We start from the raw sequence: 19,205 nt of genomic DNA on the forward strand, positions 1-19,205 counted from the left end.
AGGTGGTGCGGCGACATATGGACGAGGGGGCCGCGAGCAGTGTCGCGACCCCCTCGTCCCACGGCTTACGCCTCGTCGTCCACCCAGCTCATCAGCTTGCGCAGCTTCTTGCCGGTGGTCTCCAGCAGGTGGTTCTCGTCGGCCTTCTTGTACTCGTTGTACTTCGGCAGGCCGGCGTTGTACTCCGCCATCCAGTTGTTGGCGAAGGTGCCGTCCTGGATCTCGGTGAGCACCTTCTTCATCTCGGCCTTGGTGGCGTCGGTGATGATCCGCGGGCCGGTGACGTAGTCGCCCCACTCGGCGGTCTCGGAGACCGACCAGCGCATCTTCTCCAGACCGCCCTCGTACATGAGGTCCACGATCAGCTTCAGCTCGTGGAGGCACTCGAAGTAGGCGATCTCGGGCTGGTAGCCCGCCTCGACCAGGGTCTCGAAGCCCGCCTTGACCAGCGCCGAGGCACCGCCGCAGAGCACCGCCTGCTCACCGAACAGGTCGGTCTCGGTCTCCTCGGTGAAGGTGGTCTTGATGACGCCGGCGCGGGTGCCGCCGATGCCCTTGGCGTAGGAGAGCGCCAGGTCGAACGCCTTGCCGGAGGCGTCCTGCTCGACGGCCGCGATGCACGGCACGCCGCGGCCCTCCTCGTACTGGCGGCGGACCAGGTGGCCGGGGCCCTTGGGGGCGACCATGCAGACGTCCACGCCGGCCGGGGCCTTGATGAAGCCGTAGCGGATGTTCAGGCCGTGCCCGAAGAACAGCGCGTCGCCGTCCTTGAGGTGCTCCTTGATGGACTCCTCGTAGACCTTGGCCTGGATCGGGTCCGGGACCAGGATCATGATGACGTCCGCCTCGGCCGCCGCCTCGGCCGGCGTCACCACGCGCAGGCCCTGCTCCTCGGCCTTGGCCTTCGACTTGGAACCCTCGTGCAGACCGACGCGCACGTCGACGCCCGAGTCGCGCAGGGACAGCGCGTGGGCGTGCCCCTGGCTCCCGTAACCGATGACCGCGACCTTGCGGTTCTGGATGATGGACAGGTCGGCGTCGTCGTCGTAGAACAGCTCGGCAGCCACTTCGGTTTTCTCCTTGGATCTAGCGGGGTGCCCACACAGTACGTCGGGCGAGGAGGGAAAAGTCGGGGGGTCTCGGCATACGGTCCGAACGGACCGCCGGAATCAGGCCGTACGGTCCAGCGCGCGCAGCGAGCGGTCGGTGATGGACCGGGCGCCACGGCCTATCGCGATGGTGCCGGACTGCACCAGTTCCTTGATGCCGAAGGGCTCCAGCATCCGGAGCATCGCCTCCAGCTTGTCGCTGGACCCGGTGGCCTCGATCGTCACGGCGTCCGGCGAGACGTCCACGGTCTTGGCGCGGAAGAGCTGGACGATCTCGACGATCTGGGAGCGGGTCTCGTTGTCGGCGCGGACCTTCGCCAGGACCAGTTCGCGCTGGATGGCCGAGCCCGGCTCCAGCTCGACGATCTTCAGGACGTTGACGAGCTTGTTGAGCTGTTTGGTGACCTGCTCCAGCGGCAGCTTCTCGACGCTGACCACGATGGTGATGCGGGAGATGTCGGGGTGCTCGGTGACCCCCACCGCCAGCGAGTCGATGTTGAAGCCGCGGCGGGAGAACAGCGCGGCGATCCGGGCGAGGATGCCGGGGGTGTTCTCCACCAGGACGGAGAGCGTGTGCTTGGACATGTCGTCTTCTCTCTTCTTCCGTGCGTCCGTGACGTCCTGGGTCAGTCGTCTTCGTTGTCGCCGAAGTCGGGACGCACGCCCCGGGCGGCCATGACCTCGTCGTTGGAGGTGCCGGCGGCGACCATCGGCCACACCTGGGCATCCTCGTGGACGATGAAGTCGACCACCACCGGGCGGTCGTTGATGGCGTTGGCCTCTTCGATGACCTTGTCCAGCTCGGCCGGGTCCTCGCAGCGCAGTGCGGCGCAGCCCATCGCCTCGGCCAGCTTGACGAAGTCCGGCACGCGGGTGCCCTTGGCCTGCGGGTTGATGTCCTCGGGGCCGCTGTGCAGCACGGTGTTGGAGTAGCGCTGGTTGTAGAAGAGGGTCTGCCACTGGCGGACCATGCCCAGCGCGCCGTTGTTGATGATCGCGACCTTGATCGGGATGTTGTTCAGCGCGCAGGTGACCAGTTCCTGATTGGTCATCTGGAAGCAGCCGTCGCCGTCGATCGCCCAGACCGTGCGGTCCGGCTTGCCGGCCTTGGCGCCCATCGCGGCGGGCACCGCGTAGCCCATGGTGCCGGCGCCGCCGGAGTTCAGCCAGGTGGCGGGCCGCTCGTAGTGGATGAAGTGGGCGGCCCACATCTGGTGCTGGCCGACGCCCGCGGCGAAGATCGTGTCGGCCGGGGCGAGCTTGCCGATCCGCTCGATGACCTGCTGCGGGGAGAGGCTGCCGTCGTCCGGCAGGTCGTAGCCCAGCGGGTAGGTCTCGCGCCAGCGGTTGAGGTCCTTCCACCAGGCGCCGTAGTCGCCCGTGTGGCCGGCCTCGTGCTCGGCCTGGACCGCGACGATCAGGTCGGCGATGACCTCGCGGGCGTCCCCGACGATCGGCACGTCCGCGGCGCGGTTCTTGCCGATCTCCGCCGGGTCGATGTCCGCGTGCACGACCTTGGCGTACGGGGCGAAGGAGTCCAGCTTGCCGGTGACCCGGTCGTCGAAGCGGGCGCCGAGGGTGATCAGCAGGTCGGCCTTCTGCAGCGCGGCGACCGCGGTGACCGAGCCGTGCATGCCCGGCATGCCGAGGTGCTGCGGGTGGCTGTCGGGGAAGGCGCCCAGCGCCATCAGGGTGGTGGTGACCGGGGCGCCGGTCAGCTCGGCGAGCACCTTCAGCTCGGCGGTGGCGCCGGCCTTCAGGACGCCGCCGCCGACGTAGAGCACCGGGCGCTTGGACTCGGCGATCAGCCGGGCGGCCTCGCGGATCTGCTTGGCGTGCGGCTTGGTGACGGGGCGATAGCCCGGCAGGTCGGTCTGCGGCGGCCACACGAAGGTGGTCTGTGCCTGGAGGGCGTCTTTGGCGATGTCGACCAGGACCGGGCCGGGGCGGCCGGTGGAGGCGACGTGGAACGCCTCGGCGATCGTCTTGGGGATGTCGGCCGGGTCGGTGACCAGCCAGTTGTGCTTGGTGATCGGCATGGTGATGCCGCAGATGTCCGCCTCCTGGAAGGCGTCCGTGCCGATCGACTTGGACGAGACCTGACCGGTGATCGCGACCAGCGGCACGGAGTCCATGTGCGCGTCGGCGATCGGGGTGACGAGGTTGGTGGCGCCCGGCCCGGACGTCGCCATGCAGACCCCGACCTTGCCGGTGGCCTGGGCGTATCCGGTGGCGGCGTGTCCCGCGCCCTGCTCGTGCCGCACCAGCACGTGCCGGACCTTCGAGGAGTCCATCATCGGGTCGTACGCCGGGAGGATCGCACCGCCGGGGATGCCGAACACGGTGTCGGCCCCGACCTCCTCCAGCGAACGGATGAGGGACTGCGCGCCCGTGACGTGCTCGACGGTCGCGGGCTGGTGCGATCCGCCGGAGTTACGGGCCCGCGGCTGCGGATGGTGGGCCCCGGTGGCCTGCTCGGTCATCTGCGTCTCTTCTCGAAGCTGAGGGTTTTGGCGGGATTTGTGAGGTTGCGATGCAACAAAAAACCCCTCGTGCCGTGAGGCAAGCGAGGGGAGCGCGTCGGTGTGGTCAGCTGGGTTCGTCAGGGTCCCAGCTTCAGCCGACGCGCTTTCCAAGTACGAGAATTCGGGTGCGCATGGCACTGACCCTCCCCCTCCCGTGCACCGAGTGTCAAGTGGGTGGGACGGAGGTCTCACTATTTGGGCGCAACGGGGGATGTCTCCGCCTCTCCGGCCGCCGCACCGTGCCGGACGGGACGGCTGCCGCTGAGGACCACCGCCCGCCCCGGGCCGGTCAGGTCCGGCACCGGGTAGCTGCCACGGGTCAGTGCGCGACGCAGCCGATGCTCGTCCAGCGGACCGGAGAAGGCCAGCCCCATGCCGTGGGTGCACCCCATCGAGCGCAGCGCCAACACCTGTTCGGGTAGATCCACGCCCTCCGCGACCGACTGCATGCCGAGGTCGGAGGCGATCCGCAGCAGCCCGGCGGTGATCTTGTGCAGTCGGGGGGACTCCACCACCCCGTCGATCAGCCCGCGGTCCAGCCGCAGGACGTCGATGGGGAGCCGGCGCAGCGCGTTCATCGCGGCGTACCCGCTGCCGAAGCCGTCCAGCGCGGTCCGCACGCCGAGCCGGCGCAGCGCGACCAGCCGGCGCTCCAGGTCGTCGAGCGGGATCCGGGGGTCGCTTTCGGACAGTTCCAGGACGAGCGCGCCCGTCGGCAGGCCGTGCCGGGCGAGCAGCGCCTCGATGGCCTTGGGGGTCAGCGCGCGGTCCAGCAGGCGCCGGGCGGAGAGCCGGACGGCGACCGGGACCTGGTGACCGGCGCGGTGCCGGGCGGCGGCCTGCTCGACGGCCTCCTCCAGCTGCCAGCGGCCGAGTTCGGCGGCGCGCTCGCCGCCCTCGTCGGTGAGCCGCCCGCGGTCGCCGACCCGGAGGAACTCGGCCGGGGTGAAGAGGATGCCCTCGGCGGACCGCCAGCGGGCGTGCGCGGCGACCGCGGTGATCCGGCCGCTGGCCAGCTCGACCACCGGCTGGTTCAGCAGCGCGAACTCGCCGTCCTGGAGGGCGGTGCGGAGCTTGCTGGCGAGTTCGGCGCGGTGCGCGACCTCGTCCTGCATCTGCGGGGCGTAGAGCTCGACCCGGCCCTTGCCGGCCTGCTTGGCGCGGTACATCGCCAGGTCGGCGTTGCGCAGCAGGCCCGCCGGGCTGACGCCCCCTTCGGCGAAGGCCACGCCGATGCTGGCCGCGACCCGGACGTCCCGGCCGTCGATGCGGTAGGGCTCGGAGAGTCGGAGCCGGAGCCGGTCGGCGATCTCCAGGATGCGGAACTCCCGGGCCGCGCGGTCGCGGGTGCCGTCGCCGGTGATGAGCGCGGCGAACTCGTCGCCGCCGAGGCGGGCCGCTATGTCGCCGGCCCGCACCGATTCCGCGAGCCGGCGGGCCGCCTGGATCAGCAGCTCGTCGCCCGCCTGGTGGCCGATGGTGTCGTTGACCTGCTTGAAGCCGTCGAGGTCGATGTAGAGCACGGCGGTGTCGTGGTCGCTGGCCCGGCGGCCGGTGACGGCCTTGGTGACCCGCTCGGTGAACAGCGCGCGGTTGGGCAGGTCGGTGAGCGCGTCGTGCGAGGCGTTGTGCTGGAGCTGGGCCTGGAGTCGGACGCGCTCGGTGACGTCGCGGGAGTTGAAGATCAGGCCGCCGTGGTGGCGGTTGACCGTGGACTCGACGTTCAGCCAGCCTCCCCCACTCTCGGCTCCGCTCGCGTGGGAGGTGCCCCCACCGCCGGCCCGCTTCCCGCCGGCCCGGAAGCGGCACTCGATCCGGGTGGTCGGCTCGGCCTCGGGCGAGGCGGCGAGGAACCGGCGGACCTCGTGGACCACCCGGCCCAGGTCCTCGGGGTGGATCAGCGAGGCGAGTTCGGCGCCGACCAGTTCCTCGGCGTCGCGGCCGTAGACCCCGGCGGCGGCGGGGCTGACGTACCGCAGCACGCCGGTGGGCGCGGCGATCATGATGACGTCGCTGGAGCCCTGCACCAGGGAGCGGAAGTGGTTCTCCTTCTGCGCCAGTTCCTGGGTGAGGGTGATGTTGTCGAGCAGCATGATGCCCTGCCGGACGACGAGGGCCAGCACGACCGTGCAGCCGGTGAAGAGCACCACGCGGTCGATGCGCCGCCCGTCCAGGACGTTGGTGAGGATGCCCAAGGTGCAGACGGCGGCGGCCAGATACGGGGTCAGGGCGGCCAGTGAACCTCTTTCATCCTGTTCCGTGGGGGTGAAGTGGCCTGGTCAGCGGGGTGGTGGGTGACATGGCAGAGCCCCTTGTCGTTGGGGTGTTGATCTCACTCGACACCGGCGCCAAGGGGCTCTGTTGGTTCCGTATCCTGCCATGCTCGATGTCCCGTACGAGCTCGTTGAGCACGTCTCGTGGCTGATCCACGCCCGTCGGCGCGAGCTGAAGTCGCCCTGGCGGAGGCTGGGGTGCTTCAAGCAGGCCCTGCTGGTGCTGGTGCATCTCCGGAAGAACGAGACGTTCGCCCAGGTCGGAGCAGGTTTTGGAGTCTCGGAGTCCACGGCCTGGCGATACGTCGACGAAACCCTCGAGATCCTCGCTGCCTGGGCCCCAGGCCTGCGCGAGGCCCTGGTCGGGCTGGGTGAGGGCGACTTCGTCATCGTTGACGGCACGCTCATCCCCACCGACCGCATCAAGGCGGACGAGCCATACTACTCCCAGAAACACAAGCGGCACGGCATGAATGTCCAGGTCGTCGCGGCACCGGACGGGACCCCGCTGTGGTTTTCCCGCGCGCTGCCGGGGCGGGCGCACGATCTGACCGCTGCCCGGGCCCACGGCATCGTCCAGGCCTGCCTGACCAGGGAAGTCCTGGTCCTGGCCGACCGGGCCTACCAGGGGGCCGGCGCCACCGTGCGCACTCCGTACTACAGACACCGCGAACTCCCCGAGCACTACCAGCAGTTCAACCGCGTCCACACGCGACTCCGAGCGCCGGGCGAACGGGCCTTCGCCCGGCTGAAGTCCTGGCGGATCCTCCGCCGGGCCCGATGCTCCACCAACCGCATCAGCCGCACCGTACAGGCCATCCACACCCTTCTCACCTGCAGCTATTCAGGATGAAAGAGGTTCACTGAGGTTTTCTCAGCGTTCATGATCGTCGGGAGGGTCTGTCAAACGAGCGGTGTAACCAGAGTGGTTGGGGTTACTGAACCTCTTTCATCCTGCCTCTGCGAGGGTGAAATGCCTGGTCAGAGGGGAGTTGGTGACAAGACAGGGCCCCTGGTCGTTGCTGTGGTGACATCACTCATCACGCAGCGTCCGAGGAGCCCTGTTGGTTCCGTATTCTTCCATGCTCGACGTCCCGCACGAACTCGTTGAGCACGTTTCCTGGCTGATCCATGCCCGCCGGCAGGAGCTGAACTCGCCCTGGCGACGGCTCGGTTGCTTCAAGCAGGCCCTACTGGTGTTGGCGCACCTTCGGAAGAACGAGACGTTCGCGCAGGTCGGAGCCGGTTTCGGGGTATCGGAGGCGACGGCTTGGCGGTACGTGGACGAGACCTTGATGATCCTCGCCTCGTGGGCACCCGGCCTGCGCGAGGCCCTGGTGGGCCTGGGTGAGGGCGACTTCGTCGTCGTTGACGGGACACTGATCCCCACCGACCGCATCGCCGCAGACGAGCCGTACTACAGCCAAAAACACAAGCGGCACGGAATGAACGTGCAGGTCATCGCGTCCCCAGACGGCACTCCACTGTGGTTCTCCCGCGCGTTGCCCGGACGCACCCACGACCTGACCGCGGCACGGGCTCACGGCATCGTCCAGGCCTGCCTCACCAGGCAGATCCTCGTCCTGGCCGACCGCGCCTACCAAGGCGCCGGCGCAACCGTCCGCACCCCCTACAAAAACCACCGCGAACAACCCGACCACTACCAACTGTTCAACCGCGACCACGCCCGCCTCCGAGCACCAGGCGAACGCGCCTTCGCCCAACTCAAGCAATGGCGGACCCTCCGCCAGGCACGATGCTCAACCAACCGCATCAGCCGCATCGTCCAGGCCGTTCACACGCTCCTGACCTGCGACTACTCAGGATGAAAGAGGTTCAGTGAGCCCGCGATCGGGCGGCTGCCGGACGGCTGCGGACGGCGGGGCGTCTGCCGGGGGTCCGGGACCTCGCTCTCCGCGCCGGAGCGGCGGCCCACCCACGGGGCGTAGGCGAAGAGCATCGAGCCGGCGAACCAGCCGGCGTCCAGGATCTGGCCGGAGCGGTAGTGGTCGTGCAGCAGCGGGGAGCTGAACAGCGCGTCGCACAGCACCGTCAGCGCCAGCGCGGCGATGGCGGTGTTGATCGCCGAGCGGTGCACCGAGGAGCGCCGGAAGTGCAGTGCCAGGACCATGCTGACGAGCACGATGTCCAGCAGCGGATAGGCCAGCGAGAGGGCGCTCTGGGCGACCGTGCGGCCCTGGAAGTGCGCGGTGTGCGCGAGCGCGAGGCTCCAGGAGAGGGTGAGCAGCGAGCCGGCGATCAGCCAGGCGTCGAGCCCGAGGCAGACCCAACCCGCCTTGGTCACCGGCCGCTTGGCGAGCACCAGCAGGCCGACGATGGCCGGCGGCGCGAACAGCAGGAAGCAGAAGTCGGCCAGCGAGGGGCTGGGGACGGCGGCCCCCTGGAAGACCTCGTACCAGCCCCAGACGCCGTTGCCGAGGCCGGCCATCCCGGACGAGATGGCGAACAGGACCCAGGCCGGGCGGAAGGGCGTGGAGTACCTGCGGGCGTACAGACCGCAGGAGACGGCGGCGACGAGGGCGGCGAAGCTGAGCCCGAAGTCCCCCATGATCGCGGCGATCCGCGGTGATCCCCAGCCCACCGCGGAGCCGACCGCGTAGCCGCCGCAGACGACGGCCAGCGCGACCTGGGGCGCCGGGTTCGGCGCACCGCCGGTCTGCACGGGCGACCTGGAGAGCATCGCCCCCGGGGCGCTCACCGTGCTCTCCCGATCTTCCGGGCCGGGCCGCGTCGGGAGCGGTGCGTCCGGGGTCCCGTCGGCCTTGCTGCGGGCGCTCGTGGATCGCGTGTCTCGCGGATCATCCATCGGCAGTACATCGCCCGTCGCCCCCCTCGGTTCCGGATCTTTCGTATCGCGCCGTGACGATCCCGGCGCATCCCCGCTCGGGACGATACACCAGATCCGTCACTCAGGGACATAGTGCCTCTACAGAGCGTGACCACCTAGGGATTTATAGACACGGAGAGCAGCCCTACGGCCTCGTAGAGCGATCTACTGCGGATTCCGGTGCCGTGGCGACGACGTACCGGACGGGCTCGCCGGCCGCGAAAAGCGTCAATTGACCGCGCAGTAGCCGCTTCGCACGGGGCAGGAAGGCAGAGCTGGGGCCGCCGACGTGTGGAGTGACGAGCACGCCGGGAGCGTGCCACAGCGGATGGTCGGCGGGCAGGGGTTCCGGATCGGTGACGTCGAGGGCCGCGCGGAGCCGTCCCGACTCGACTTCGGAGAGCAGCGCGGCGGTGTCGACGATCGCCCCCCGGGCGACGTTCACCAGGAGTGCGCCGTCCTTCATCCGGGCCAGGAAATCGCGTCCGACCAGGCCACGCGTCTGCGCGGTGAGCGGAGTGGCGAGGATGACGACGTCCGCGGTGGGCAAGAGGGCGGTCAACTCGGAGAGTGGATGCACCGGACCGCGCACAGTGTCACGGGCGGTGCGCGCGATGCGCATGACCCGCGCGCATTCGAAAGGCGTGAGCCGGTCCTCGATGGCACTGCCGATCGAACCATAGCCCACAATGAGGACCGACTTGTCGGCAAGTGCCGGACGGTAGTCCGGCCGCCACTCGCCCGCGTCCTGTGCCCGGACGAAATCCGGCACGCCGCGCAGCGACGCCAGCGTCAGGGTGAGCGCCAACTCGGCGGTGCTGGCGTCGTGCAGCCCCCGGGCGTTGCACAACCGCGCACCGGGCGGCATGTGGTCCAGCCCGGGGAGCATGTGTTCGGTCCCGGCCGTGAGGGTCTGCACCACGCGCACCCGGCGCATCCGCGTCAGCGGGCGCAGACAGACGTCGACGGCCTTCATGTACGGGACGACGTAGAAGACGCACCGGGCGGGATCGGCCGGATAGTCGGGACCGGCGTCCCAGTGGACGTAGTTGAGGCCGTCGGGAAGGCCGTCGATCTCACCGGGCGGGATCGGGAGCCACACGTCGCCGGGGGTCGGGTGCGGGTCTGCGGTTGCCATGGCCCGAGGCTATGCGAAGAGACGTTTGGTTCAGACGTTAGTTTGGTCTGGCCCTTGATCGGGGGGCGAGGGGACGGAGGCACGACCAGGTGGAGCGCAGGACAATCGGCGCGGCGGCCCTGGAGGTGGGCGCGATCGGCCTCGGCTGCATGCCGATGAGCTGGGGGTACAGCGAGTCGCAGCGCAGCGGGGAGGGGTCGCTGCGGGCGCTGCACGCCGCGCTCGACCGGGGGTGCAGCCTGTTGGACACCGCGGACATGTACGGCCCGTTCACCAACGAGCTGTTGGTCGGACGGGTGCTCAAGGAGCGGCGCCGGGACGCCTTCGTCTCGACCAAGTGCGGGCTGCTCGCCGGCGACCAGCACATCGTCGCCAACGGGCGGCCCGGCTACATCAAGCGCGCCTGCGACGCCTCGCTGCGGCGACTGCAGACCGACCACATCGACCTCTACCAACTGCACCGCGCGGACCCCGAGGTGCCCATCGAGGAGACCTGGGGGGCGATGGCGGAGCTGGTGGCCGCGGGGAAGGTGCGGTCGCTGGGGCTCTGCGCGGTGGGGGCGCGCGCGGCGCGGACGCCGCGCACCCTGCGGACGGGCCGGGCGGCGCCGGGCGGACGGGGCGGGCCGCCCGGTGGGGGGCTGCACGCCGGGACGCTGCGTCAACTGGAGCGCGTCCAGCAGGTGTTCCCGGTGAGCAGCGTGCAGGCGGAGCTGTCGGTGTGGTCGCCGGCGGCGCTGGCGGAGCTGCTGCCGTGGTGCGAGTCGCGCGGAGTGGGGTTCCTGGCGGCGATGCCGCTGGGCAACGGCTTCCTGACCGGCACCCTCACCCCTGGGCAGGGCTTCGAACCGGAGGACATACGGGCCCGGCACCCGCGGTTCACCGCGGAGATGATGGCCGCCAACCAGCCGGTGGTGGCCGGGCTGCGTCGGGTCGGCGCCCGGTACGGGGCCACCCCCGGTCAGGTCGCGCTGGCCTGGGTGCTGGCGCAGGGGCGTCATGTGGTCCCGGTTCCCGGCACGAAGAAGGAGCGCTGGGCGGCGCAGAACGCCAAGGCGGCGGAGCTGGTGCTGGCCCCCGAGGACCTGCGGGAGATCGCGTCGCTGCCGCCGGCGCGGGAGTCCTGGTATTGAGGCGTTGAGCCTGCGGCCGGCTCTCTCCGTTGTCGGCGTTCCCGCCGTGGGGGTTTGCCCTGTGCGCCTGCGGCGCGGCGGTTGTTGGGCCCGGCACCTCCCGCCGGTGGGTGGAATTCCGGTTGAGTGGAAGCTCGGGTGAGGGGGTTGGTGCGGGGGATGTGGTGTCCTTGTGCCGCCCGCCGACGAGAGGACTTCTGCCGTGCAACGCCGTTCCCGGATCGCCGTGTTGGCCGCCGCTTCGCTGCTGCTGGTGGCGGGGTGCTCGTCCGGTGGGGGGCCGGCCGCGGGTGGTGGCGGGTCCGCCGGGACCGGTGGGCGTGCCGGGACGGCGTCGCCGCGTCCGTCCTCGTCCGTGGTGGTGCCGCCCGCCGAGGGCACCGTGCGGGTCACCGGGACGGTGGCCACCGGGCTGAAGTCGCCGTGGGGCGTGGCGCCGCTGCCCGGCGGGGACCTGCTGGTCGGCGAGCGGGACACCGGGCGGATCGTCCGGGTCGCCGCGCACGGCGGGAAGGTCACCGAGCTGGGGTCGGTGCCGGGGGTGGCCCCCGGGGGCGAGGGCGGGCTGCTGGGGCTCGCGGTCTCCTCGTCGTTCGGCACCGACCACCAGGTGTACGCGTACTTCACCACCGCGTCCGACAACCGCATCGCGCGCATGATCTACGACGAGCGGCGCCAACCGGGCAACCAGCTGGGCGCGCCCAACACCATCTTCAAGGGCATCCCCAAGGGCCGGTTCCACAACGGCGGGCGGATCGCGTTCGGCCCGGACCGGATGCTGTACGCGGGCACCGGCGAGACCGGTGACAAGCCGCTGGCCCAGGACAAGAAGTCCCCGGCCGGGAAGATCCTGCGGATGACCCCGGACGGCGAGCCGGCGCACGGCAACCCGGAGCCGGACTCGGTGGTGTACGACTACGGGCACCGCAACGTCCAGGGGCTCGCCTGGGACGCCGACAAGCGGCTGTGGGCCTCGGAGTTCGGGCAGGACGCCTGGGACGAGCTCAATCTGATCGAACCGGGACGGAACTACGGCTGGCCGCAGGTCGAGGGGAAGCGGACGGGCGGTGCGGTGCCCCCGGGGTACGCCGATCCGGTGCTGGTGTGGAAGCCCGCGGACGCCTCGCCCAGCGGGCTGGCGTACGCCAAGGGCTCGCTGTGGATGGCGTCGCTGCGCGGACAGCGGCTGTGGCGGATCGCCCTGGACGGGACGAAGCCGGTGGCCGCGCCGCAGGCGTTCCTGACCGGCGGGTACGGGCGGCTGCGGACCGTGGTGGCGGCCGGTGACGGGGCGCTGTGGCTGGTCACCGGCAATACGGACGGCCGGGGCACGCCCCGCAAGGGGGACGACCGGATTCTCCGCCTGGAGGTGAGCTGATCCCCCGGGCGGACGGAAACCGGGGTCCGTCCGTCCGATGGGCGCCGGCGACGGCTACGTGACCGGGGCCGGCTCCTCGTCCGGGGCCGGCTCGGCGAACAGCCGCAGCCGGTGGGCGACCGCGCCGGCCTCGCCGCGGCCCGAGACGCCCAGCTTGGCGAGGATGTTGGAGACGTGCACGCTGGCGGTCTTCGGCGAGATGAACAGCGCGTCGGCGATCTGGCGGTTGCTGCGGCCGTCGGCGACGAGGCGGAGCACGTCCCGCTCGCGGGGGGTCAGGCCCAGCGACTCGGCGGGCGCGGCCGGCGGCGGCGAGCCGGGCGCGGTGCGGGCCGCACCGGGGGCCGACCGTCCGGGCAGGGGTATCCGGGCGCGCTGGGCGAGGAGTTCGAGCTCGCCGATCAGCGGGCGGGCGCCCATCTCCACGGCGGCGGTGTGCGCCTGGCCGAGCAGCAGCACGGCCGCCTCCCGCGGGGTCCGGCCGTCGAGGCCGACGGTGGCCCGCTCGGTGCCGTGCAGCAGCGACTCGGCCCAGCGGCAGCAGCACCAGGCCAGCTCGTGCGGGCGATCCAGCCGTTCGAAGGCGGCGACCGCCTCGGCCCAGGCGTCGGGGGACTCCCGGCCCTCGGCGCGGCGGAGTTCGGCCTCGACCGCCGCGCCGTGTGCGTCCCACACCGGGGAGAGCCGGGGCAGCCGCTTGGCGACGTCCCGAATGCGGGCGAGGATCGCGGGCCGGTCGGGCCCGGCGGCGGGCAGGCCGCGGGCGTCGGACTCGGCGGCGGTGGCCGACCACAGCAGGGGCCAGGCGAAGCGGTGCAGGCCGGGGGCGAAGCCGGCGTCCAGCGCGGCCTGGACGAGGATGGCGCGGGCGTCCAGGATCCGGCCCTGTCGGGCGGCGAGCCGCAGGGCGTGCCGCGCCATGGGCAGGGCGTGCTGCGGCTGGGGGTCGTGGGTGCCGTAGTGCTCCTGGGCGACGGCCAGTTCGCGCTCGGCGGCGGCGAGGTCGCCCTCGTCCAGGGCCAGGTCGGTGAGCCGACTGGCGGCCAGGGCGATGGCCCGGTGGTCCATGGCGAACCGGCGGGCGTCGGCGGCGGCCCGGCCGGCCTCCGCCCAGCGGCCCAGCGACTGGAGCGATTCGGCGCGGTTGCTCAGCACCCAGCTGGTGCTGTTCTTCAGGCCGTAGCGGGTGGTCAGCTCGACGCCGCGCTCGGTGACCGCCACGGACTCGTGGGACCGGCCGACGCCTTCAAGGGTGCCGGGGAGGTTGACGTAGCCGCGGCCGATGACCGCGAAGTAGCCGCGCTCGACGGCGCGGTCGAGGACGGTGCGGAACTCGTCGAGGCCGCCCTCGACGTCGCCGGCGTCCACCCGCAGCCCGGCCAGCGTCACCCGGGAGTTCAGCTCGGCCTCCTCGTCGCCCACCAACCGGGCGAGCTCCACGGCCCGTTCGGCGGTGGTGAAGGTGCCGGGGCCCGGTTCGTGGAGCATCTGCCAGCTGGCGACGGCGGCCGTGACGGTGGCGTGCACGGAGGACGGCGGCAGCCCGCGCATCAGCTCCTGGGCCTTGCCCAGGTCCTCCCAGCCGTCGCCGCGGCCGGTGCCCTGGCAGAGGCGGGAGCGCTGCACCAGGAACCAGGCCATGCGAAGGGGGTCCCCCTTGCCGGAACCGTGGGGAGAGCCCGGGGAAGGGTCGCTCTCGGTGCGCAGCGCGCGCAGGGCGCGTTTGGTGATCGTGAAGGCCCGCTCGCTGTCACCGGACAGCCGGGCGGCCACCGCGATCTCGGCGAGCAGGTCCAGGAACCGGAGGGCGTCGTCGTCGCAGCCGCAGGCCGGGTACGCCTCGGCGTAGTCGGCCGGGCGCACGCTCTGGCGCACCTCGGGCGGCGCGTCGTCCCACAGCTCCAGGGCGCGGTCCAGCAGCCGGAGTTGCTCGGCGTAGGCGTGCCGGCGGCGGGCCTGGACGGAGGCGGCGAGCACGGCGGGCAGCGCCTTGGCGGCGTCGTGCGCCTTGTACCAGTAGCTGGCGAGCCGGGTGGCGCAGACCTCGGAGCGGACCAGCGAGGGGTCGGTCTCCAGGGCCTGTGCGTAGCGGCGGTTGAGGCGGGTGCGCTCGCCGGGCAGCAGGTCGTCGACGACGGCCTCGCGGACCAGGGCGTGCCGGAAGCGGTAGCCGGTGCCGTCCTGGGTGGGCAGGAGGGTGTTGCTGCCGACGGCGGCCCGGAGCGCCTCGATGAGGTCGTCCTCGGGCATCCGGCAGACGGCGGAGAGGAGTTCGTGCTCGACGGTGGAGCCGCCCTCGGCGGCGATCCGCACCACCCGCTGGGCGTCCTCGGGGAGCGCCTCGACGCGCACCAGCAGCAGGTCGCGCAGGGGGTCGCTGAGGCCGTAGACGCAGCCGTCGGCGAGGCTGCGGGCCAGCTCCTCGACGAAGAAGGCGTTGCCCTCGGAGCGCTTGAAGACCCGGTCGACGGTGTCCTCCGCGGGCTCGCTGCCCCGGATCCCGGCGATCTGGGAACGGACCTCGTCGCGGTTGAAGCGGTCCAGCTCGATGCGGCGGACGGTGCGCATCCGGTCGATCTCGGCGAGGAACGGGCGCAGCGGGTGGCGGCGATGGATGTCGTCGGAGCGGTAGGTGACGACCAGGAGGATGTGGGCGTCGTGCAGGGCCCGCAGGAGGTAGGCGAGCAGCTCGCGGGTGGAGCGGTCGGCCCAGTGGAGGTCCTCGATGACGATGGCGAGGGTGCGGTGGGCGGCGAGCCGCTCCAGGAGGCGGGCGGTCAGTTCGAAGAGTCGGGCCCGGCCGGTCTCCTTGTCCCGGGACTCCCTCGCGGTCTCGCCCAACTCCGGGAGGATGCGGGCCAGTTCGTCCTCCTGGCCGTTGACCGCGGCGGCCAGCTCGTCCCGTAGGTGGGCGTTGAGGGTGTGCAGGATCGAGGAGAAGGGGGCGAACGGCAGCCCCTCGGAGCCGATTTCGATGCAGCCGCCGAGCGCGACCTGTGCGCCGCGGGCGCGGGCCGTCTCGCAGAACTCCTCGACGAGGCGGGTCTTGCCGACCCCGGCCTCGCCCCCGATCAGCAGGGCCTGGGGCTCGCGGGACGCCGCGGCCCGCGCCAGCGCGTCGCCCAGCTCGGCGAGTTCGGCCGCGCGGCCGACGAAAACGGGACTGATGGGTCTGCTCTCCACGCCGCCGAGCATCGCACAGGGATCCGACAGTCCGGCAGTGGTATCGGGCACACCCATGGCGGTTCCCACTGGTCCGCAGGACCTCGGGGCGGTCAGGCGGTGGCGCGCCGGACGCGCCCCCGCCGGGCCCGGGCCGCTCTCACCCGCCCTTCGGGTTCGTCGCTCCCGGAGCGGGCGGTGTCCTTCGCCCCCTCGACGGCCTGGCGCGCCAGGCGGCTGCGGTCGGCCTGGCGGCGCAGTTCGTCGTAGCGGACCCAGAGTTCCAGTTCGGAGGTGTACACGGTGTCTCCCCTTGGGGTGAGGCGGTGGGGCGCCGAGCCGATTGCCCGGTGCCGATGGCCTCTACTCTCGTCGCCGAGGGGGGTCCGCCACATCGGGAGACTGCCTGATCTTGGGAGGGTCACGGGGCTCGTGATCCGGGGGCGGCGGGCGGCCCGGGCCTTAGAAACCAGCGTCGAGGTCCGCTGCGGGCCGGGAAATGCCCGGGACCGCCTCAGGGGCCTTAGGCGCGCCCGCCGTTGCCCTTATGCGCGGCTCAGGCGCCGCCGCCGGGTGCCTTAGGGAGGCTGGGCAGGCTCGCGAACAGGTCGAGGTACATACCCGCCGAGATGAGCAGCCCGAGCAGGCCGAGTGCCAGTCCGCCCCAGGCGACGGCCCGCACCCAGGTGGGGCGGCGCCCGGTCAGCACCACCGCGGAGACGAGCATGGCGAGCACCGCGAACACCCCGTTGACCAGGGCGGTGGTGTGCCAGGGGGTGCCGTAGACGGCGCCGATCTGGTCGGTGACCTTGCCGGACTGGAGCTTGATCTGGCCCAGCACCGTCTGCCGTTCGGCGAGCAGGGTGCCGAGCCAGGTGCCGGTGACGGAGGCCAGGCCGAGCCCGGCGGCGACCACGGCGCCGGCCCCCGCGGCGGCCGAGGGGGCGGGCTCGTCGGGGGTGTCGGCTTCGTCGGCGGTGTCGGAGGCGTCGTCAGTGGCGTCGGAGGCGTCGTCGGTGGTGTCGGTGGCGGCGTCCGCGGCGGCGGTCGCCCCGCCCTCGGCCGGCGGGTCGTCGGTCCGCTTCTCGGCCGTGGCGCCCTTGGTCGGCTCGTCCTTGGCCGTGGCGTCCTTGGCCGTGGCGTCCTCGGTCGTGGCGCCCTTGGTCGGCTGGTCGGTCGTCGCGTCGTCGGTTCGCTTGTCGGTCGTCGTTCCCATGGGCGCGACCGTAGGTGCCGCGTCTGAGAGACCGATGAGAATCGGCCCGGGCCAGGGCGTCAGACCGCCACCGGCGGCCGGTCGTCCGCCGGCGGGGCGGCCGCGGCGGGCTCCGGCGGCGGTTCGATGCTCAGGCGCGGCAGCCGGCGGTCCAGCCAGGCCGGCAGCCACCAGTTGGCGCCGCCCAGCAGGTGCATCAGGGCCGGGACCAGCAGCGTGCGGAGGACGAAGGCGTCCAGGGCGACGGCCGCGGCGAGGCCGATGCCGAACATGGCGATGATCCGGTCGCCGCTGAGGACGAAGGCCCCGAAGACCGCGATCATGATCACCGCGGCCGAGTTGATCACCCGGCTGGTCTCGGCGAGCCCGACCCGTACCGCCCGCCGGTTGTCGCCCGTCCGCCGCCACTCCTCGTACATCCGGCTGACCAGGAAGACCTGGTAGTCCATGGAGAGCCCGAACAGCACCGAGATCATGATGACCGGCAGGAACGGCTCGACGGGACCCGCGCTGCCCAGGCCCAGCGCCTCGCTCCCCCACCCCCACTGGAAGATCGCGACGACCACCCCGAAGGCCCCGGCGACGGCCGCGAGGTTCATCAGCGCGGCCTTGAGCGGGATGCCGATGCTGCGGAAGGCGAGCAGCAGCAGGACGGAGCCCAGGCCGATCACGGCGCCCAGGAAGAGCGGCAGTTTGCCGACGATGACGTCGGCGAAGTCGTCGTAGCCGGCGGTGACCCCGCCGACCTGCACCCGGAGCGTGGTGCCGTCGGTGGCGGCCGGCAGCACGTCGGTGCGCAGCCGGTCGACCAGGTCGGAGGTCCGCTGGGACTGCGGTGCGCTGTCCGGGACGACGGTGATCACGCCGGTGGCGTGGCCGGCGCCGAACTCCGGGCCGCTGACCTGCGCGACGCCGGGGGTGTCCCGGAGGGTGTGCGGAAGCTTGTCGAAGGCGAGCCGGTCGGTGGCGCCGTCCAGCGAACCGACCAGCGTCAGCGGCCCGTTGAAGCCGGGCCCGAAGCCGTCCGCCAGCAGGTCGTACGCCTTGCGGGTGGTGGCGGTGGCCGGGTCGTTGCCCTGGTCGGAGGTGCCCAGGTGGAGACCGAGGGTGGGCAGCGCCAGGGTGAGCATCACGGCGGACGCGGCGGCGCCGAGGAGCTTGGGGTGGCGGGCGACGAAGCCGGCCCAGCGGGCGGCCGGGCCGGTGCGCCGGTCGGGCCGCGGCCCCTCGGCGGCCAGCCGGCGGCGCTCGCGCCGGCCCAGCGCCCGGGTCCCGATCACGCCGAGCAGTGCGGGCAGCAGGGTGACGGAGGCGGCCACGGTGAGCACGACGGTGAGCGAGGCGGCCAGCGCGACCCCGTTGAGGAAGCCCAGCCGCAGGGTGAGCATGCCGAGCAGGGCGATGCAGACGGTGGCACCGGCGAAGACCACCGCGCGCCCGGATACCGCCACGGCGCGTTCGGCGGACTCCTGGACGGAGAGTCCGGCGCGCAGTCCCTTGCGGTGGCGGGTGACGATGAAGAGCGCGTAGTCGATGCCCACGCCGAGGCCAATCAGCGTGCCCAGCATCGGGGCGAAGTCGGCGACCGTCATGACGTGGCCGAGCAGGCTGATGCCGGCGGCGGCGGTGCCGACCGCGGCCAGCGCGGTGACGATCGGCAGCAGGGTCGCGGCGAGCGACCCGAAGGCGAGGAAGAGGACCACGGCCGCCGCGACCAGCCCGATGAGCTCCGGCAGCCGCTCGTGCGGCGCCTGGGTGACGGCGATCCCTGAGCCGCCCAGCTCGACCTGGAGGCCGTTGCCGGCCGCCGCCCGGGCGGTGGTGACGACCGCGCGGGCCTGGGCCGCGGGCAGGTCGTCGGGTGCGCTGCGGAAGCTCACCGAGGCGTAGGCGGTGTGGCCGTCGTGGCTGATCTGCCGGCCGCCGCCGGGGCCGTAGGGGCTCTGCACGCCGGCGACGCCGGGCAGCTCGGCGACCCGGGCCAGGGTGTGCGCCATGGTCGCGCGGACCGCGGCGGAGCGGACGGTCCCGGTGGCGGTGTGCCAGACGATGGTGTCGGTGTCCCCGGCGCGGTCCGGGAACGCCTTCGCCAGCAGGGCGCCGGCCCGCCCGGATTCGGTGCCGGGGACCCCGTAGTCGGTGGAGTACGCGGATCCGGCCAGGCCCGCGGCGGCGGCCGTCCCGGTGACCGCGGCCAGCCAGAGGAGGATCACCACGAGGCGGCGCCTGAGGCACCAGCGGGCCAGAGCGGTCACAGGCTGCTTCCCGGGTCGGGTCGTGCGCCGAAAGCTCCCGGGAGCGGGGGGTGCCGAACGCGGACGGACAGAGGTGTGCGGGACGGGCGGCGCGGGGCCACCCGGCGCCGCTTGGCGGCGCGACGGTCCCGCGTCCGAGTGCAGGGTGCCAGCCCGGAAAGATCCTTT

General features: G+C 72.2%; 11 protein-coding genes and 3 pseudogenes. 4 read left to right on the top strand and 10 right to left on the bottom strand.

Annotated elements, in window-relative coordinates:
- Positions 1-65: 65 nt before the first annotated feature.
- The 4 genes and pseudogenes from ilvC to SNOUR_RS13350 form a co-directional block, all read right to left on the bottom strand.
- Positions 66-1,067 carry a ketol-acid reductoisomerase gene (gene ilvC, locus SNOUR_RS13335; protein WP_039632531.1) on the bottom strand — a complete coding sequence of 334 codons (1,002 nt, stop codon included), beginning with the start codon at positions 1,065-1,067 and terminating at the stop codon, positions 66-68.
- A 102-nt stretch (positions 1,068-1,169) separates the two neighbouring features.
- Positions 1,170-1,694 carry an acetolactate synthase small subunit gene (gene ilvN, locus SNOUR_RS13340; protein WP_067346718.1) on the bottom strand — a complete coding sequence of 175 codons (525 nt, stop codon included), beginning with the start codon at positions 1,692-1,694 and terminating at the stop codon, positions 1,170-1,172.
- Between the two features lie 41 nt (positions 1,695-1,735).
- On the bottom strand, positions 1,736-3,592 hold the full coding sequence (locus SNOUR_RS13345) for an acetolactate synthase large subunit (RefSeq protein ID WP_067346720.1): 1,857 nt from the start codon (positions 3,590-3,592) through the stop codon (positions 1,736-1,738).
- Between the two features lie 233 nt (positions 3,593-3,825).
- Positions 3,826-5,877, bottom strand: a pseudogene (locus SNOUR_RS13350) (putative bifunctional diguanylate cyclase/phosphodiesterase); the annotation flags it as partial.
- Positions 5,878-6,013: 136 nt separating this feature from the next.
- Here SNOUR_RS13350 and SNOUR_RS13355 point away from each other — a divergent pair.
- Both SNOUR_RS13355 and SNOUR_RS13360 read left to right on the top strand, forming a co-directional pair.
- Positions 6,014-6,760, top strand: coding sequence for a transposase family protein (locus SNOUR_RS13355; protein WP_067342830.1), 747 nt, complete (start codon positions 6,014-6,016; stop codon positions 6,758-6,760).
- A gap of 171 nt (positions 6,761-6,931) precedes the next feature.
- Positions 6,932-7,736: pseudogene (locus SNOUR_RS13360) on the top strand (transposase family protein).
- On the opposite strand, the pseudogene SNOUR_RS13365 reads toward SNOUR_RS13360, so the two are convergent.
- Both SNOUR_RS13365 and SNOUR_RS13370 read right to left on the bottom strand, forming a co-directional pair.
- Positions 7,730-8,626 (bottom strand): annotated as a pseudogene (locus SNOUR_RS13365) (phosphodiesterase); the annotation flags it as partial. The pseudogenes SNOUR_RS13360 and SNOUR_RS13365 overlap by 7 nt on opposite strands.
- A gap of 274 nt (positions 8,627-8,900) precedes the next feature.
- Positions 8,901-9,893, bottom strand: a complete 993-nt coding sequence (locus tag SNOUR_RS13370; protein ID WP_067346723.1) for a 2-hydroxyacid dehydrogenase — start codon at positions 9,891-9,893, stop codon at positions 8,901-8,903.
- A gap of 89 nt (positions 9,894-9,982) precedes the next feature.
- On the opposite strand from SNOUR_RS13370, the gene SNOUR_RS13375 reads away from it, so the two are divergent.
- On the top strand, positions 9,983-11,026 hold the full coding sequence (locus tag SNOUR_RS13375; RefSeq protein WP_067346725.1) for an aldo/keto reductase: 1,044 nt from the start codon (positions 9,983-9,985) through the stop codon (positions 11,024-11,026).
- Positions 11,027-11,228: 202 nt separating this feature from the next.
- Positions 11,229-12,404, top strand: coding sequence for a PQQ-dependent sugar dehydrogenase (locus SNOUR_RS13380; protein WP_067346727.1), 1,176 nt, complete (start codon positions 11,229-11,231; stop codon positions 12,402-12,404).
- 54 nt (positions 12,405-12,458) lie between these two features.
- On the opposite strand, the gene SNOUR_RS13385 is transcribed toward SNOUR_RS13380, so the two are convergent.
- From SNOUR_RS13385 to SNOUR_RS13400, 4 genes are all read right to left on the bottom strand, one after another.
- On the bottom strand, positions 12,459-15,599 hold the full coding sequence (locus tag SNOUR_RS13385; RefSeq protein WP_067346728.1) for a helix-turn-helix transcriptional regulator: 3,141 nt from the start codon (positions 15,597-15,599) through the stop codon (positions 12,459-12,461).
- 80 nt (positions 15,600-15,679) lie between these two features.
- Positions 15,680-15,868 (bottom strand): hypothetical protein, encoded by a 189-nt coding sequence (locus SNOUR_RS13390; protein WP_067346729.1) that lies wholly within the window; start codon positions 15,866-15,868, stop codon positions 15,680-15,682.
- Positions 15,869-16,122: 254 nt separating this feature from the next.
- Positions 16,123-16,782, bottom strand: a complete 660-nt coding sequence (locus tag SNOUR_RS13395; protein ID WP_067346730.1) for a hypothetical protein — start codon at positions 16,780-16,782, stop codon at positions 16,123-16,125.
- A gap of 59 nt (positions 16,783-16,841) precedes the next feature.
- Positions 16,842-19,037, bottom strand: a complete 2,196-nt coding sequence (locus SNOUR_RS13400) for an MMPL family transporter (protein WP_067346737.1) — start codon at positions 19,035-19,037, stop codon at positions 16,842-16,844.
- Between the last annotated feature and the right edge of the window lie 168 nt (positions 19,038-19,205).

Source organism: Streptomyces noursei ATCC 11455 (assembly GCF_001704275.1).
GTDB lineage: Bacteria > Actinomycetota > Actinomycetes > Streptomycetales > Streptomycetaceae > Streptomyces > Streptomyces noursei.

Coding starts and splice junctions, on each gene's coding strand:
- ilvN (WP_067346718.1), bottom strand. CDS start 1,694: ATGTCCAAGCACACGCTCTCCGTCCTGGTGGAGAACACCCCCGGCATC.
- SNOUR_RS13345 (WP_067346720.1), bottom strand. CDS start 3,592: ATGACCGAGCAGGCCACCGGGGCCCACCATCCGCAGCCGCGGGCCCGT.
- SNOUR_RS13355 (WP_067342830.1), top strand. CDS start 6,014: ATGCTCGATGTCCCGTACGAGCTCGTTGAGCACGTCTCGTGGCTGATC.
- SNOUR_RS13370 (WP_067346723.1), bottom strand. CDS start 9,893: ATGGCAACCGCAGACCCGCACCCGACCCCCGGCGACGTGTGGCTCCCG.
- SNOUR_RS13385 (WP_067346728.1), bottom strand. CDS start 15,599: ATGCTCGGCGGCGTGGAGAGCAGACCCATCAGTCCCGTTTTCGTCGGC.
- SNOUR_RS13395 (WP_067346730.1), bottom strand. CDS start 16,782: ATGGGAACGACGACCGACAAGCGAACCGACGACGCGACGACCGACCAG.